Source organism: Paractinoplanes atraurantiacus (genome assembly GCF_900215205.1).
Classification (GTDB): domain Bacteria; phylum Actinomycetota; class Actinomycetes; order Mycobacteriales; family Micromonosporaceae; genus Actinoplanes; species Actinoplanes atraurantiacus.
This window is the reverse complement of sequence record NZ_OBDY01000017.1, coordinates 140,781-156,150: the sequence shown is the minus strand read 5'-3', so window position 1 is coordinate 156,150 and position 15,370 is coordinate 140,781. Positions and strand designations below refer to the sequence as shown.

Genomic DNA, 15,370 nt, shown 5'->3' with positions numbered 1-15,370 from the left:
CATGGCAGACCAGACGATCATCGCTATCCGTACGGCCGCCGAGGCCTACGCCGAAGCCGTCCGCAACACGCAGCGCTTCTTCGACAAGCTCGAGGACGCCGAGGACCCCAGTGCCCTCGCGGAGTACGCGGTCCTCGTCCAGCGTGAGAAGGAAGCAGTTGAGGCCCGGCTCGATGCCATCGAGGCGGCGGGGCTGGAGGTGCCCAGTATTGATGAGAGCGACCCGGATAACTGACAAGAAAAGTTTCGGAACCGTTCCGGGCTGCCGGAACCGGTTCCGAGCTGTCAGACTCCGATCGTTCATGTTCCGTTGACCGTGCCACCGCGGTCGCAGCGACCGGAGGCGCGCGTGCCCGACGTCCACCCGTACAGGGATCCCTCCCTATCCGTCGACCAGCGGGTAGACGACCTGCTCAGCCGGATGACCCTGCCCGAGAAGGTCGGGCAGATGCTCCAGCTCGACGCCCGCGGCGACGTGAAGGAGATCGTCAGCGAGAAGCTCGCCGGCTCGATCCTGCACACCTCGCCGGCCAAGATGCTCGAGGCGATCGACCTGGTCGCCAAGACCCGGTTGCAGATCCCGCTGCTCACCGCCGAGGACTGCATCCACGGCCACTCCTTCTGGCCGGGCGCGACGATCTTCCCGACCCAGCTCTCGATGGCCGGCAGCTGGGATCCGGAGCTGCTGGAGCGGGTGGCCCGGGTGACCGCCGTCGAGGTCTCGGCCACCGGCATCCACTGGACCTTCTCCCCCGTCCTGTGCATCACCCGCGATCTCCGCTGGGGCCGGGTCGACGAAACTTTCGGCGAGGACCCGTTCCTGATCGGTGAGCTCGGCTCGGCGATGATCCGCGGCTATCAGGGCGGCGGCCTCACCGACCCGACCGCGATCCTGGCCACGGCCAAGCACTTCGCCGGCTACTCCGAGACGCAGGGCGGCCGGGACGCCAGCGAGGCCGACCTGAGCCCGCGCAAGCTGCGCTCGTGGTTCCTGCCGCCGTTCGAGCGGGTCGCCCGCGAGGGCTGCCGGGTCTTCATGCTCGGCTACCAGTCGATGGACGGCGTGCCCATCACCGCCAACAAGTGGCTGCTCAACGACGTACTCAAGCAGGAATGGGGTTTCACCGGCACCCTGGTCACCGACTGGGACAACGTCGGGCGCATGGTCTGGGAGCAGCGGGTCTGCGCCGATTACGCCGAGGCGGCCGCGGTCGCCGTCAAGGCCGGAAACGACCTGGTCATGGTCACGCCGGGCTTCTTCGAGGGCGCGCAGGAAGCGGTCGAGCGGGGGCTTCTCCAGGAGACGGAGATTGATGAGGCCGTACGCCGGATCCTGCGCCTGAAGTTCGAATTGGGCCTTTTCGAGGACCCCCGGGCGCCCGACCCGCAGCGGCAGCGGCTCGTGATCGGCTCGGCCGAGCACAGCGAGCTCAACCTCGAGGTGGCCCGCCGCTCGCTGATCCTGCTGCGCAACGACGGCACACTGCCGCTCGACCCGGCGGCCAAGTTCCGCCGCATCGCGGTGATCGGCCCCAACGCCGACTCCCCGTCCGCTCAGCTCGGCGACTGGGCCGGCGACTCGGGCCAGATCGACTGGCTGCCCGACGGCCAGCCCCGCGAGATGATCGAGACGGTGCTGGACGGCTTCCGCGCGGTCGCCCCGGCCAACTGGGACATCGACTACGCCCGCGGCGCCGAGATCGAGCGGCTCGTGCCCGACCCCGAGGGCGAGACCTACCCGGACGGGCAGCCGCGCCCGCCGATCTCGCAGGCGGCCCCGGTCGACCGGCACCTCATCGACGTGGCCCGCGACAAGGCGATCCGGGCCGACTTCGCGGTCGTGGTGGTCGGCGACACGGTCAACCTGACCGGCGAGCACAAGTCGACGGCCACGCTGGAGTTGCAGGGCGGCCAGATCGCGCTGCTCGACGCGATCGCGGCCACCAAGACCCCGATGATCGTCGTGCTGGTCCAGTCGAAGCCGTCGGTGCTGCCCGAGTCGGCCCTGAACGCGGCCGCGATCATTCAGGCCTTCAACCCGGGCATGCGCGGCGGCCGGGCCATCGCCGAGCTGGTGCTGGGCCTGATCGAGCCGAGCGGCCGGCTGCCGCTGTCGGTGGCCCGGCACGTCGGCCAGCAGCCGGTCTACTACAACACCATCCGGGGCCAGCACGGCGACCGCTACGCCGATCTGACCCAGGACCCGTTGTTCGCCTTCGGCGAGGGTCTGAGCTACACCACGATTGAGTACGGCGATCTGACCGTGACCACACCCGAGGTGGCCGCGGACGGGGTCGTGCGGGCGACGGTCACGCTCACCAACACCGGCGAGCGCCCGGCGGTCGAGACGGTGCAGGTGTACGTCAGCGACCTCGTCACGAGCGTCACGTGGGCCGGGCGCGAGCTGAAGGCGTACAAGCAGGTCTCGGTCCCGCCCGGCGAAAGCCGCATCGTGGAGCTGGAGCTGCCGGCGAGCGCGTGCTCGCTGGTGACGGCGGACGGCCGGCGCGTCGTGGAGCCGGGCGACTTCGAGCTGCTGGTCGGCCCGAGCTCGCGCACCTACTCCAAGGCCGCCTTCACGATCGTCTAGCGGCCGCGACCGGCCTCAGGGCGAAACCCAGCTTCTTGTACGTGGCCAGGGCGGCGCTGTTCCAGTGATCGACGAACAGCGCCACCCGGTCGCGGCCCACGAGCAGCTCCCGGGTGACGAAGGCGCAGAGGGCCGCGGCCAGCCCGCGGCCCCGGGCCCGTTCGGCGGTGGCGACGCCGGCCAGGAAGCCGACCCGGCCGGACGACCAGGCGTCGGCGGCCACCGCCAGCAGGGTGCCGTCCGCATCGCGGACACCCGCCCAGCGCGCGACCCCGGAACCTCCCGGACGGGCGTACGTCTCGGGAGAAGCCTCATCAAGCAGCGCCGTGACCTCGGGCAGCTCGCCGGAACCCAGCCAATGAGGCTGTTGACCCGCGGTCGCCGAAGGCGCCGTGGCGGTGTCCATCCAGCCGAACCGCCCGGCAACCTCGATCATCGGCAGCCGCTCGGCCACGGCGGTCATCAGCGACTCGTCGCCGAGCGGCCGAAAGGTGGGCCCGGCCAGCGGAAGAACCTCACGCAGCAGGGCGGCGACGGCGCCGGGATCACCGTGCACGGGCATCCGGTCATGCCGGGCGAGATCGGGGCAGACAACCGCGACAGCGCCCGGACGGGTGAAGACACGGGCCCCGGGCTGATCGGCGGCCCAGATGATCAAAGGGTCGTCAGAGGTGAGCACCCCGCCATGCTGCCTTGACCCGGCCTGCCAAAGTCGTGCACGTGCGGATCCTCACTCGCCGTTGGCTGCGCCGCGGCATTCTCGCAAGCGTCGTCGTGGTCATGCTGGGCGTCGCGGTCCTTCTGAGCGGCGAATTGTGGGTACGGGGTGAGGCGCGCGGCCACATCTTCAGCGAGTCGGAGGTCCCCGCGGCCCCGGTGGCGATCGTGCTGGGCGCGGAGGTCTACGCGGACGGGTCGCCGTCCCCGTTCCTGGCCGCCCGCCTGGACATAGCGCGGCGCCTCTACGAGACGGGCAAGGTCAAGGCCATCCTGGTCTCGGGCGACCACAGCCGCTGGGAGTACGACGAGCCCGGCTCGATGCAGGTCTACCTGATCGCCCACGGCGTGCCGGCGTCCCGGATAGCGATCGACTACGCGGGCTTCGACACGTACGACTCGTGCGTCAGGGCGAAGCGCATCTTCGGCGTGAAAGCGGCCACGATCGTCACCCAGACGTACCACCTGGATCGAGCGGTGGCCCTGTGCCGCACGGAGGGCATCGCCACGAACGGCGTAGGCGACGACACGGTCAAAATCTACAAGGAGCCGTGGCGCAACTCGGTGATCCGAGAGCGAGGCGCCATAGTCAAGGCCGTGGCCGACGTGGTGACCCACCGAGACCCGGTCTTCCTGGGCCGCCACGAAACAACAGTCGAAGAGGCCCTCGCCGCCTCCTGACCCGTTGTCTCCGCACTCCGCAGGGTCGCGAACCGCACGGGCGTGACACGAGGCAAACTTGTTTCGCACGCGGCAACCGCCAATCCGGCGTAAGAAGCTCAGAGGTTGTAGTAGTCTCCTTTTCGCCGTATCCGTCCGCGTCACAAGAATGATGCCCAAACGGCGCCCACTCGTGACGGATCGGCGCGCCGATCGACCTTGGCGATAATGCGCATCTGACACGTTACGTGTCGCACATCAAGGAGCTCATGTTGGCTCGAAGTCAAACCATTCGCGCCGAAAATGCATGGTGCCGCAGCAGCCGCTGCGTCGGCGAAGCCCACTGTGTGGAGTGGTGCATCCTCGGCGGTGCCGTGGCACTACGCAACTCCAGAGATCCGGAAACCGTTCTGACGTTCGATGCGATCGAATGGAAGAACTTCACGGACGGCGTGAAAGGCAATGAATTCTCGTTGCTGAACTGAAGAATGGCGAGGCGTCACGGCTACATCCGCTTGCCATGCGCGGGCGAAGGCGTGACGCCTCGGTCCTCAAGTATTATCCGTCGATATTCCAGCACATGACAACGCGACACAAATAACGCAAGAGATTGCCGGCAGTGACGGCTGCACGCTCCCGCCACTGAAGATCAATTTGCCGCCCCAGGCGAACATGCAGATATGAGTGAAAGTCGCGTAACCGTTGGACGTGCGCAGCTCTCGATCGCCCTGACCGTGACCGCGATGGCGTGCCTGGTCATAGCGATCACCGTAGCTCCCTGGCTGATGAGTGTCATGACGAGCAGGCCGGTCGACTGGCGATGGCTGGCGGATGTCGGCCAGGCGTACGGCGGCATATCAGCGATCTTGTCGGGACTAGCCCTGTGCGGCATCGCAGGCTCACTGGTCCTCCAATGGCGGCAGGCGCGCCTAGCTGACGCCGCGACGAGGCGGGCGCAGCAGATCGAGCTCGTCAAGGTCTCGCTGAGCGATCCGGATCTTGCCTTTCCGGTCGTTCCGGGGATTCCGTGGAGCCAGTTGAGGCGCTGGATGATCTTGAATTTGTGGGTGTCGCACTGGGCCATGCTCTGGAACACAGGGACGCTGTCCCGTTCCGGGCTGCGGCACTTGTTCGAGGAACTGTTCAGGGATCCAGCGGCTCTGACCTGGTGGGCTTCCATCGGGGCTCGCGCCTGGGCCGACGGCAGTACCAGGCGCAGTCAGTCCTTTCGCGACCTTGCGGACGACACTTACCGCGAAGCCGTCGACGCGCATGCCGCGGGAGGTGGCGCACCGATCAACCCGGGCACGTTCCGTAGCCACTCACGACCACCGTTCGGGCACCGAAGGCTCCAGGAACCACGGCTACCGTCGTCGCGAAGTCGACGGCACCGTGGACGCGAGCTGACGCCGCTCGAGACTGCTGGCCGAAGCGCCCTGCCCGATGGAGAAGGGACCCTTCGCCACTCTGGGTAGACGTCACCGCTCATTTACGCCGCCAGCTCTCCGGACAAGGGGCCCAGCGCGGCCGCCAGCTCGTTGCGGGACGTGACGCCCAGCTTGGGGTAGATGTGGTAGAGGTGGGCGCCGATGGTGCGATGCGAGACGTACAACCTCTGCGCTATCTCGCGGTTCGTCAGGCCCTGGGCCGCCAGTGCCGCGATGTGCAGCTCCTGCGGGGTCAGCAGGTCGGCCGCCTCTGACGTCGGGGTCTCCACCCGCTCGCCGGCCGCTCGCAGCTGGGCCCGGGCGCTCTCCGCCCACGGGGCCATGCCCAGGGCCTCGTACGTGTGCTGGGCGCTTCTCAGGAACGAGCGGCTCTCCACCGCCCGGCGCCGCAGGCGCATCGAGCGTCCGAAGGCGAGCTCCAGGTGGGCCCGGTCCAGCACCGTCAGGTCGGGGTCGCTCATCGCGTGGCGGAACAGCTCGTCGTCGTCGGCCAGGACCGCCCGGGCGTAGTTCAGGCCGATGCGCAGGATCGGTGAGCCTGTCCGCTCCGCGATCGGCTCCAGCACGGCGATCTGCTCGGCCAGCTCGTCGCGGCGGCCGGCCAGGATCGCCGCCTCGGCCAGGGGCTGCGTCAGCAGCAGCCGGAACGCGTGGTGATATCCGCTCGCGGTCGGCGTGAAGACCGTGACGAGTTCCTCGTACGCCTCGCCGGGGCGGTTCTGCCCGAGCGCGGTCAGCCCGCGGCACATGCGGACCAGCGCCAGCACCGGGATCGCGCCGAACGGCACCAGCACCTGCTCGGCCTGCGAGGCCAGGCGCTCGGCCGTGTCGGCGTCGCCACGCAGGCCGGCCGCCGCCGCACCCATGGCCCGGGCAGTCGGGTCGTACAGCGGCAGGCCCGCCTCCGGCACCAGCGCCGTGATCTCGTCGGCCAGCACCGACGCCTGGCGGACGTCGCCCTCCAGGATCGACTGGAGGCACAGGCTGCTCAGGGCGTTCACGAACTCTACGATGGACGAGCCCTGGCGCATGCCGGACACCGCCCGGGTCAGCAGCCGGCCGGCCAGCGCCATGTCGCCGCACACCTGCGCGGCCAGGCCCAGCTCCCACAGCTCGGACGGCCGCAACGCCGGGGACACGTGAGTCTCGCGCACCTGGCGCAGCACGGACGCGGCCCGGTCGACCGGGGCCAGCATGCACTCGCTGATGATCCGCCCGGTCGAGCTGGGTCCGCCCGGCAGGCGGTCGAGGACCCCGAGCATCGCCGTACGGACCGGGTCGCCCTCGCCGACACCCCAGTACAACCGGATGACCAGCACCCGCAGGGCCCGCACGACCTGCTCGACCTCGGAGCCCGGCGGCAGCAGGCCCGCCTCGTCGGCGAAGCGGTTGAGCAGCAGGCTGCCCGACCAGCGGCGGTCGACCAGCGCCTCCTGCTGAAGGGCGATCGCCAGCCGCGACGGCAGGTCGAGCGGCCGCGGGTCGACGATCCCGCAGAGCCGCACCACCTCGCGGTGGTCGCCCATGTCGAACGCCGTGAACAGGGCGGCCGCGAGCCGCCGCTGCCGGGCGTCGTGGCCGGGGGTGAGCTCGGCCGCGCGCAGGTACATCCGGTACGCGGCGGCCGGATTGGCCCCGGCCGAGAGCTGGTTGCCGGCCGTCTCGAGCTCGGCCGCGATCGGCTCGTCGGCCCGGTCGGCGGCGGCCGCCCGATGCCAGGCCCGCCGCCCCGGATCGTCGCGGTTGACCTCGGCCAGCGCCCGGTGGCAGGCCCGCCGCACCGCCTCGGGCACGCCGTGCCGCATCGCCGAGCGCATCAGCGGATGCCGGAACCGCACGGCGCCGAGCAGCGCCGGCCGGTCGATCATCCGGCCCTCGACCGCCGGTTCGAGATCGTCCGAGGCGAAACGGGCGTCGCCGACGACCAGGCCGGTCGCCGCCACGACCTCGTCGAGGCCGCCCTCGCCCAGGGCGGCCACGGTCAGGGCGATCCGGGTGCTCTCCGGCAGCCCGGCCGCCCGGTCGGCGAACGTCTTCTCCAGCCGCTCGGTCAACGCCAGCGAGCCGCGCGCGAGCGCCTCCGGTGACCGCGCCGCGACGGCGAACTCGGCCAGGGCGAGCGGGTTTCCCTCGGCCTCGGCCAGCACCCGGCGGCGGGCGGCCAGCGGCAGGGCCGGCGCGTGCCGCCGGACCACCAGGTCGGCCGCCTCGTCACCCAGCGGGCCCAGGGCGAGCTCGGGCAGGCCGGCCCCGGCGCCGTCGGCCGACTCGTCGTCGCGGTAGGCGCACAGCAGCGCGACCCGGTCGGCGCCGAGCCGGCGCCCCAGGAAGGCCAGCACGCTCGCGCTGGCCGTGTCGGCCCAGTGCAGGTCGTCCGCGATGATCAGCACCGGCCGCTGCTCGGCCATCGTCGTGACCAGCTCGAGCGCGTCCCGCCCGACCGTGAACGGCTCCTCGGCGCCCTCCAGCACGAGAACCGGCCGGAGCAGTTGCGCGATCAGGCCGTACGACAGGACGTACTCCTCCTGCGCCGCCGACCCGCGCAGAACCTGGAAGTCACCGGCCTGCGCGGCCCAGTCCAGGATCGCGGTCTTGCCGATGCCCGCCGGCCCGTGCAGCACGAGCGCCCCGCCCGCGCCGGCCGCGGCGCCGTCCAGCAGCGCCCGCACCGTGGCGACCGTGTCGTCCCGTCCTACCAGCGCATCCCCCACCCGCCGGACTGTAATGCAATCGGCGTTCCCGATCTCGGGCGGCCGAAGACGCCGGCCGCGTCGCCGCCGCGCAGCAGGAGCTCGTAGAACGCCTTGCCGCCCCACCCGGAGCTGCCCGGCGCGAACGACATCGTGCCCGCGGGCACGGCGAAGACCCCGTCGCTGACGACGGCCTCGGCGGCCACGTCACCGATCTTCACCTGTACGGCGGTGCCGACGGGCGCCGGCGCGGAGGAGTACGACGTCTTCAGGTTGCCGTAGCCGTCGGTGTAGACGACCGCGCCGGCCGGCGGGGCCGGAAGGTCCAGCTCCTCGCCGAGCAGATCCTCACCGCGGGCCAGGGCGGCCACGGCGGCCGGGAACACATCGCGGGAACGGAACTGCGAGCCGGCGTCGGCCACCTTCACCGCCCGCACCGGCACCCCCTCGGCGGCCAGGAACGACAGCGAGAATCCCGAGGCGACCCCCACCACCAGCACCCCGGAGTCGAGCTGGGCCGCGGCCAGCGGCTCGCCCTCGTTGTCGTCGCGGGCGTCGTCGAGGTCCTCGCGCGGGGCGACGTTGGCGTAGACGATCCGGTCGGCCGGCCCGTCGCCGAAGGCGAGCTGGGCCAGGCAGAAGCCGGCGCTCACCGTGTCGAACGGCGGCACCGGCACCGCGTCGACCTGAGCGTGCGGCAGCAGGTGGGCGAAGCGCTGCCGCACCTCCGCGAAGGCGAGGTCCCCGAGGCCGTAGTCGGCCACCACGGTGATCAGCATGTCCGCAGACTAGCCGCGTCAATCGATGGTGTGGCCGCCGTTGACCGTGATCCGCTCGCCGGTGACGAAGCGGGCCGCGTCCGAGGCCACGAACGCCACCACGTCGGCGATGTCGTCCGGGGTGCCGATCCGGCCCAGCGGCACCTCGGCCACGTAGCCGGCGGTGTCGGCGTCGCCGTGCCGCTCGACCGGGATCCAGCCCGGCGCGACGACGTTCACCGTCACCCCGTACCGACCCAGCTCCCTGGCCCACGTGCGGGCGAGCCCGATCTGCGCGCCCTTGGCCGCGTTGTAGGCCGAGGCCAGCGGAAGGGCCCGCTCGAACGAGTCCGACCCGATCATGATGATGCGGCCGCCGCCGAGCTCTTTCATGCCGGGAAGCGCGGCCTGCATGAGCAGCGTCGGGCTCTTCACGAAGAACTCGAGCTGCCGCAGATGGTCCTCCCAGGTGGTCTCCTCGGCCGCAATCAGCGGCTGCGGCCCGGTCGCGTTGGCCACGACGACCCGCACCGGACCCACGCTATCCAGCATTTCCTGCACGGCGGAAAAATCGGTTACATCCGCTTTGTACGCGCGAGCTTGTCCGCCGGCCGCAATGATGTCGTCGACGACGCGCGCAGCGCCGGCGGAATCCCGCGCGTAGTTGACCACCACCGGCTCGACGGCCGCCAACCGCCGCGCGATGAAAGCGCCCAGCCCACGCGAGGCGCCCGTGATCAGAGCAGTCACTCCCCCACCGTCCCGTCCAGCAACTCCCGCACGGCGTCCGCGTGCCCGGCATGCCGAGCCGTCTCGTTGATCAGATGCAGCAGCACGAAGCGTAGGTCGTACTCCCCGCCCGGCGACCGCGTGTCCAGGTCACCCAGAGACCGGACCGCGCCGGCGGTCGCGACCGCTCTCTCCCGATAGGCGGTGATGACGACATCGATGGGGAGCGCCGGGGCCTCGTACTCCAAAGGATCTTTGAAGGTCGAACCGCCCAGCATGACGCCGTCGATCCACCGGCGCTCGACGTTGGTGAGGTGATTGACCAGGCCGACCAGGGGCAGCAGCTTCCCGTCCGGCCGCCACCGGGCCTGCTCGTCGGTGACGCCGAGCGCCTTGCGCAGGACCGCGCCGCGCAGGAAGTCGAGCCAGCGGAGGTGAAGACCTATTGAGTCGGTAGGCGGGGAAGGTGAAGGGAACGTCACGTCCTCGAGGGCCGTCATTCGTGACAGGGTAGATCCATGGCGGATGGATCACTGCGCAAGCTGGGCTTCCTGACGATCGGGCTGTTCGACGGCGCCGATCCGCGACCCGGGCACGAGACGACCCTGGAGATCATCAAGCGGGGCGAGGACCTCGGTTTCGACAGCGCGTGGGTCCGGCATCGCCATTTGCAGTACGGCATCTCGTCGCCCGTCGCGGTGCTGGCCGCCGCCAGCCAGCGCACCAGCCGGATCGAGCTCGGCACCGCGGTCATCCCCCTCGGCTGGGAAAATCCGCTGCGCCTGGCCGAGGATCTCGCCACCGTCGACATCCTCTCCGGCGGCCGGCTCAACCCGGGCGTCAGCGTCGGCCCGCCGATGAACTACGACAAGGTCAAGCCCGCCCTCTACCCCGGCCACGACGAGGACTTCGGCTACGGCCGGGTGGAGCGCCTGCTCGACTTCGTCGCCGGCAAGCAGGCCACCGACTTCGAGGGCACGCAGGGTTTCGAGGTCTTCTCCCCGCGCGTCGAGCCGCACGCGGCCGGCCTGCGCGAGCGCATGTGGTACGGCGGCGGCAGCCTCCGCTCGGCGCAGTGGGCCGGCGAGCACGGCATGAACTTCCTGACCAGCAGCGTGGTCAAGGCCGAGGACGGCACCGACTTCGCCGACATCCAGCTCAGCCACATCCGCGCCTTCCGCGCCGCCAACCCCACCGGCCGCGTCTCGCAGGGCCTCGTGGTCATCCCCACGGATTCCGCTTCTCAGGAGCAGAAGAGCAAATATTTGGCGTACGCCGACAAGCGCACCCCACGCACGCGGGAACCGCAGGGCCCCGCCCGCATGCTGTTCTCCCGCGACTACGTCGGCTCCTCGGCCGAGATCGCCGACCAACTGCACGCGCACGCCGCCTACCGCGAGATCGACGAGGTGGCGTTCGCCCTGCCGTTCAGCTTCGAGCACGACGACTACCTCCAGATCCTCACCGACATCGCGACCAAGCTCGGCCCCGCCCTCGGCTGGAAACCGGGGAGTTAACACCACCAAGAAGACGGGGGCCGGCGGGAGCGATTTCGACCCCGCGGAAAAATAGCGTCGACGTCATGACGACGATGACGATGACGGGGGCCGCCGTCGCACTTCAGGGCATCAGCCGGGTCTACGGCCGAGGCCCGGCCGCGGTCCGGGCCGTCGACGATGTGACCCTCCAGTTTCCGCGGGGTGGCTGGACGGCCGTGATGGGCCCGTCCGGCTCCGGCAAGTCCACGCTGCTGCACTGCGCGGCCGGCCTGGAACGGGTCGACAGCGGGCGGGTGCTGATCGGCGACACCGACATCACGGCGGCCGGGGACTCGCAGTTGACCTCGCTGCGGCGTACGCGAATCGGCTTTGTCTTCCAGAGTTTCAACCTGATCGGCTCGCTGACGGCGGAACAGAACGTGGCCCTGCCGCTGCGTCTCGCCGGGCGCAGGCCGTCGCGGGCGGAGGTGCGCGCGACGCTGGACACGGTCGGGCTGGCCGACCGGGCCCGGCACAAGCCGCGCGAGCTGTCCGGCGGCCAGCAGCAGCGGGTGGCTATCGCCCGCGCGATGGTGACCCGGCCCGAGGTGCTGTTCGCGGACGAGCCGACCGGCGCCCTCGACTCCCGCGCGGCCCGCACGGTGCTCGACCTGCTGCGCGCGATGGCCGACGCGGGCCAGAGCATCGTGATGGTCACCCACGACCCGGGCGCGGCCGCCCGCGCCGACTCCGTCGTGTTCCTGGGCGACGGCCGCGTCGTCGACCAGTTGACCGGCGCGAGCACGCGCGCGGTCGCCGACCGGCTCGCCACCTGGGAGCGCTGACATGCTGACGACTCTTCGAGCCACCGGTCGTGCCGGCAGCGCTGACATGCTGACGCCTCTTCGAGCCGCCGGTCTCGTTCCGGGAGCGCTGACATGATGGGGATGAGCCGCGCCGGCCTGGCCGAGCGCTGGACGCTGTTCGCGGGCGCGCTGCTGTCGGTCACGCTGGGCGTGGCGCTCGTGCAATCGTCGCTGCTGCTGCTCATCACGGCGGCGCTGCTGGATCCGCCGGCCGGTGCGAGCGCGGCCGAGCGGATGGAGTTCGCCGACGGCACGGCGGCCGCGGTGTCGATGCTGGGCGTGGTGCTCGGCGGGGCGGTCTTCCTGGCCGGTTTCATCATCAGTTCGACGTTCGCCTTCACGGTCGACCAGCGCCGCCGCGACCTGGCATTACTGCGCCTGGTCGGCGGCAGCCGGGGCCAGCTGCGGCGCCTGCTGCTGGGCGAGGCGGTGACGCTGGGCGCGCTCGGCGCGATGCTGGGCGTTCCGGCCGGCCTGGCGGTGATGCGCTTGCAGGGCTGGCTCATGCGCGAGTTCGGCTTCGTGCCACAGAGCTTCGCGGGCGAGTGGCGGCAGTGGATCCTCGGCGTCTCTTTCGGTACGGGCATCCTGCTCGCCGTCGCCGGAGTCCTGGTCGCGGCCCGGCGAGCGTCCCGGGTGCGCCCCCTGGAGGCGCTGCGCGAGACCGGCCCGGCGGCCCGGGTGATGACGTGGAGCCGGGCCCTGATCGGCCTGATCTTCCTCGGCGGCGCCCTCGCCCTGATGATCGTGGCCCCGTTCGGCGGCCCCGCCGGCGGCATGGCCATGGCCATGAACGTCCCGATCCCCGCCGCCGTGGCAGTGGTGGCCTTCGCCCCGCTGCTGGTCCCGCTGATCGCCCGCCTGGTCCCGTTCCGGGCCCCCGGCGGCCTGGCCCGGGCCAACTTGAGCGACGCCCGCCGCCGCTCGGCCTCGGTCGCCGCCCCACTGATCGTCCTGGTCGCCCTGGTCGTCGGCAACGTAGGCGCCGGCGCCTCCTTCACCACGTCGGGCATCCACCAGCTGGCCACACAGACCCACGCCGACCTGGTCGTGGAGTCCACCGGACCGCCCGGCCCCACCAACCCGCCCAGCCCTTCCACGGGCACTCCGAGCGCGGACACGCCGGGAGCGGCCTCCTTCTCGGATATTCCGGGCGTGGCTTCCGTGTCCGTCGAGACGCGGGTGCCGGCTGAGGTCACTACCGGGTCGGGCGAGGACCGCGAGACGGAGACGATCAGCCTTCTGGTGATCGATCCGGTGGCGTACGCCAAGACGCACGACGACAGTGCCTCGCTGGCCGGGCTGAACGGCCGGGAGGTCGCGGCCGGGCCCGGCGGCGACGTTCCCGGCGCCGGCGGCACCGTCCGCCTGACGGTGCCCGACCGGGATCTGGGCGACCTTCCGGTCGTCGCGGGTGTGCCGGCCACCATGACCGGCGGCGCCAACCTCCTCGTGCCGCCCGGCCTGCTCTCCGCGGCCGAGCTGAAGGACGCCCCCACACAATCGTTCGTCACACTAACGAAGGACGCGGACGCCGCCGCGACCCGGGCGAGCCTGGCCCGCTTCGGCACCGTGACGACCCTCGACGACCGGCTGCGGGCCGACGCCGAGGCCGCCAACTCCACCAACGAGAAGATCATGCTGATCGTGCTGGGCCTGGGCGGCCTCTACGCCCTGATCGGCGTCATCAACTCGATAGTCATCGGCGCCGCCACCCGCCGCCGCGAGTTCGCCGAGGCCCGGGTGACCGGCATGACACGGGGCCAGGTGGTGCGTTCGGCACTGCTGGAGGCGTACGCCATAACGGTCTCGGCTTTGATCCTCGGCGGCGTGGCCTCGGCCGCGACTTTCATCGCCGTCCTCTCCACGACGAAGTCGGTGACCGGCACCGGCACCCTCGACCTGCCGTGGACCCAGATCGGCGCCGTGACCGCGATCGCCTTGGTCGTGACCACCGCAACCACTCTGATCACCTCGCTGTCGGCCACCCGCCCCCAGCCGGTCACCCAGCTCCGCGCGGCCTAGCACGCGATCAGCCACGAAGGCCGAACGTGTAGCCGGGCGCGACGGCCCGGCAGCGGTCCGCCGGCGCGCCCGGCTCCTCGTGTTCGATTTCGTACCGGCACTCCCCGCAACCGGCGCCGGGGTCGTGCTCGCGCCAGTCGTGACCGCACAACGGGCACACGCCATAGAAGCGTTCGCGTCGCCGGCGAGCGCGCCAAGCCTGGCCGAGCCCCGACCGGCCGCCTTCCTCGCCGCCGGCCACGAAGGCGCCGGCCACGAAGGCGCCGGTCATGGAGGCGCCGGTCATGGGGCCGGCCGGGAACGTCACGGAAGCTTGAGCACGTCGGCGACCACCGCGCCGTCGGTGGTCAAGCGGATCGGGGCCGGGCTGTCGTACACGACCAGGACCCGGTCGTCGCCGACCAGGCTCAGGCCCTCGGCGTGGTCGTCCCCCTCGCCGTACGTCAGCTCCAGCTCCCGGCTGATCAGGTCGGAGCGGACGATGATCGGCTCCTCGGCCACCGCCGCCCCGTGCCAGCGGTAGATGCGGACCGGGCCGTCCAGGTCCATCGTCGGGCCGGCCAGGATGAGCAGGTCGTCGCCGTGCGGGCACAGGTCTCGCACGCCCAGGCCGTCCAGGTCGAGCACGTGCTTGCGGTAGAGCTTGCCGTCCGGGAACGGGGTCAGCCGCAGGCGGTCCGGGTCGTCCTCGTCCACGTACGGGCGCAACTCCAGCACGAACGCCCACCCTCGCAGCACCGGGCCCCGCAAGCCCAGGTAGACGCGGCCACCGCGGACCGCTATGCCCTCGATGTCCAGGCCGTTGTCCTTGCCGGGGATGCCCAGGAACGGGCCCAGGTGCTCGTCGGAGCGCAGCAGCGTCCGCAGGGCGTCGCGTTTGCCCAGGGCGGCCGCCCGGTGACGTACGCCGTCGATCGTCGCCTCGCGGACCGGTGTCGGCAGACCGTCGACGTCGACGATCGGCAGCCGTACGAGAATCTGGCGGTTGTCCTGGCCCTCGACCCGGGCCAGCCGCTTGAGCGCCCGGGCGCCCTCATGCCTCTCCTTGATCTGCTTGCGGCGCAGGCTGTGCGAGCCGACCGCCCACAGGAAATGCCCGGTGCGGGCCAGGCCCTCGACGTCGGCTTCCTCGTCGGCGTCGACGCCGGGCAGGTCGACGAAGTCGGCCAGCCGGAAGCTGCGCTCGTCGCCGAACTCGGTGGGCTGGGCCGGGTCGTCGACGATCAGCCGTTCCAGGGTCGCGGTCTCGTCGCCGGCGATCCACAGCACGGGGCCGTCGAGCCGGACCGCGGACAGGTTGGTGTGCGTCGCCGCCGTGCGGGACACGTCCCCGAACCGCAGGCGCACGGTGTGTTCCAACGTCATGAAACTCATCGTCGCACCGCCGCGCACCTGCGGATCTGTTCTGT

At 71.1% G+C, this 15,370-nt stretch carries 15 protein-coding genes; 8 read left to right on the top strand and 7 right to left on the bottom strand.

The features are described from left to right. Window position 1 precedes the first annotated feature (1 nt). Both CRP55_RS31550 and CRP55_RS31545 read left to right on the top strand, forming a co-directional pair. Window positions 2–235: a hypothetical protein gene (locus CRP55_RS31550; protein ID WP_097324760.1), complete on the top strand. Its 234-nt coding sequence runs from the start codon at window positions 2–4 to the stop codon at window positions 233–235. 114 nt (window positions 236–349) lie between these two features. Then, entirely contained in the window at window positions 350–2,590 is a 2,241-nt protein-coding gene (locus CRP55_RS31545; protein WP_097324758.1) for an exo-beta-d-1,3/1,6-glucosidase, read from the top strand. Here CRP55_RS31545 and CRP55_RS31540 read toward each other — a convergent pair. Then, complete coding sequence (locus tag CRP55_RS31540; RefSeq protein WP_245923504.1) at window positions 2,577–3,269, bottom strand: GNAT family N-acetyltransferase; 693 nt, start codon at window positions 3,267–3,269, stop codon at window positions 2,577–2,579. The two genes, CRP55_RS31545 and CRP55_RS31540, sit on opposite strands and share 14 nt — an antisense overlap. 41 nt (window positions 3,270–3,310) lie before the next feature. Here CRP55_RS31540 and CRP55_RS31535 point away from each other — a divergent pair, with 41 nt between their 5' ends. The 3 genes from CRP55_RS31535 to CRP55_RS31525 all read left to right on the top strand — a co-directional run bounded on the left by CRP55_RS31535 (window position 3,311) and on the right by CRP55_RS31525 (window position 5,442). Next, complete coding sequence (locus CRP55_RS31535) at window positions 3,311–3,988, top strand: SanA/YdcF family protein (RefSeq protein ID WP_342751592.1); 678 nt, start codon at window positions 3,311–3,313, stop codon at window positions 3,986–3,988. 227 nt (window positions 3,989–4,215) lie between these two features. Then, window positions 4,216–4,452, top strand: a complete 237-nt coding sequence (locus CRP55_RS31530; RefSeq protein ID WP_097324755.1) for a DUF397 domain-containing protein — start codon at window positions 4,216–4,218, stop codon at window positions 4,450–4,452. 195 nt (window positions 4,453–4,647) lie between these two features. After that, window positions 4,648–5,442 (top strand): DUF6082 family protein, encoded by a 795-nt coding sequence (locus CRP55_RS31525; protein WP_097324754.1) that lies wholly within the window; start codon window positions 4,648–4,650, stop codon window positions 5,440–5,442. Between the two features lie 14 nt (window positions 5,443–5,456). Here CRP55_RS31525 and CRP55_RS31520 read toward each other — a convergent pair whose 3' ends face one another. From CRP55_RS31520 to CRP55_RS31505, 4 genes are read right to left on the bottom strand one after another with little or no spacing between them, the layout of a single operon-like run. Beyond that, window positions 5,457–8,126 carry an AAA family ATPase gene (locus tag CRP55_RS31520; RefSeq protein ID WP_179855404.1) on the bottom strand — a complete coding sequence of 890 codons (2,670 nt, stop codon included), beginning with the start codon at window positions 8,124–8,126 and terminating at the stop codon, window positions 5,457–5,459. Then, entirely contained in the window at window positions 8,108–8,884 is a 777-nt protein-coding gene (locus tag CRP55_RS31515; RefSeq protein ID WP_097324750.1) for an SAM hydrolase/SAM-dependent halogenase family protein, read from the bottom strand. Before CRP55_RS31515 ends, CRP55_RS31520 begins: the two co-directional genes overlap by 19 nt. Before the next feature lie 18 nt (window positions 8,885–8,902). Further along, the gene (locus tag CRP55_RS31510; RefSeq protein ID WP_245923503.1) at window positions 8,903–9,613 is read right to left on the bottom strand and encodes an SDR family oxidoreductase; all 711 of its coding nucleotides are present in this window, start codon (window positions 9,611–9,613) and stop codon (window positions 8,903–8,905) included. Beyond that, window positions 9,610–10,092, bottom strand: a complete 483-nt coding sequence (locus CRP55_RS31505) for a mycothiol transferase (RefSeq protein ID WP_097324748.1) — start codon at window positions 10,090–10,092, stop codon at window positions 9,610–9,612. The genes CRP55_RS31510 and CRP55_RS31505 overlap by 4 nt, the downstream gene beginning before the upstream one ends. 18 nt (window positions 10,093–10,110) lie before the next feature. On the opposite strand from CRP55_RS31505, the gene CRP55_RS31500 reads away from it, so the two are divergent. The 3 genes from CRP55_RS31500 (at window position 10,111) to CRP55_RS31490 (ending at window position 13,961) form a co-directional block, all read left to right on the top strand. Continuing rightward, entirely contained in the window at window positions 10,111–11,109 is a 999-nt protein-coding gene (locus CRP55_RS31500; RefSeq protein ID WP_097324746.1) for an LLM class flavin-dependent oxidoreductase, read from the top strand. Window positions 11,110–11,183: 74 nt separating this feature from the next. Beyond that, window positions 11,184–11,915 (top strand): ABC transporter ATP-binding protein, encoded by a 732-nt coding sequence (locus CRP55_RS31495; RefSeq protein WP_097324848.1) that lies wholly within the window; start codon window positions 11,184–11,186, stop codon window positions 11,913–11,915. Window positions 11,916–12,017: 102 nt separating this feature from the next. Then, entirely contained in the window at window positions 12,018–13,961 is a 1,944-nt protein-coding gene (locus tag CRP55_RS31490; protein ID WP_245923502.1) for an FtsX-like permease family protein, read from the top strand. Window positions 13,962–13,968: 7 nt separating this feature from the next. On the opposite strand, the gene CRP55_RS31485 is transcribed toward CRP55_RS31490, so the two are convergent. Together CRP55_RS31485 and CRP55_RS31480 are read right to left on the bottom strand one after the other, a co-directional pair. Beyond that, on the bottom strand, window positions 13,969–14,268 hold the full coding sequence (locus CRP55_RS31485; RefSeq protein ID WP_097324741.1) for a hypothetical protein: 300 nt from the start codon (window positions 14,266–14,268) through the stop codon (window positions 13,969–13,971). Then, window positions 14,265–15,326, bottom strand: a complete 1,062-nt coding sequence (locus CRP55_RS31480) for a DUF3616 domain-containing protein (RefSeq protein ID WP_097324846.1) — start codon at window positions 15,324–15,326, stop codon at window positions 14,265–14,267. The genes CRP55_RS31485 and CRP55_RS31480 overlap by 4 nt, the downstream gene beginning before the upstream one ends. Between the last annotated feature and the right edge of the window lie 44 nt (window positions 15,327–15,370).

Bases quoted from the DNA above. Each gene is read 5' to 3' on its own strand.
- CRP55_RS31490 (WP_245923502.1), top strand. From the start codon at position 12,018: ATGAGCCGCGCCGGCCTGGCCGAGCGCTGGACGCTGTTCGCGGGCGCG.
- CRP55_RS31505 (WP_097324748.1), bottom strand. From the start codon at position 10,092: ATGACGGCCCTCGAGGACGTGACGTTCCCTTCACCTTCCCCGCCTACC.
- CRP55_RS31480 (WP_097324846.1), bottom strand. From the start codon at position 15,326: ATGACGTTGGAACACACCGTGCGCCTGCGGTTCGGGGACGTGTCCCGC.
- CRP55_RS31525 (WP_097324754.1), top strand. From the start codon at position 4,648: ATGAGTGAAAGTCGCGTAACCGTTGGACGTGCGCAGCTCTCGATCGCC.
- CRP55_RS31500 (WP_097324746.1), top strand. From the start codon at position 10,111: ATGGCGGATGGATCACTGCGCAAGCTGGGCTTCCTGACGATCGGGCTG.
- CRP55_RS31515 (WP_097324750.1), bottom strand. From the start codon at position 8,884: ATGCTGATCACCGTGGTGGCCGACTACGGCCTCGGGGACCTCGCCTTC.
- CRP55_RS31550 (WP_097324760.1), top strand. From the start codon at position 2: ATGGCAGACCAGACGATCATCGCTATCCGTACGGCCGCCGAGGCCTAC.
- CRP55_RS31495 (WP_097324848.1), top strand. From the start codon at position 11,184: ATGACGATGACGGGGGCCGCCGTCGCACTTCAGGGCATCAGCCGGGTC.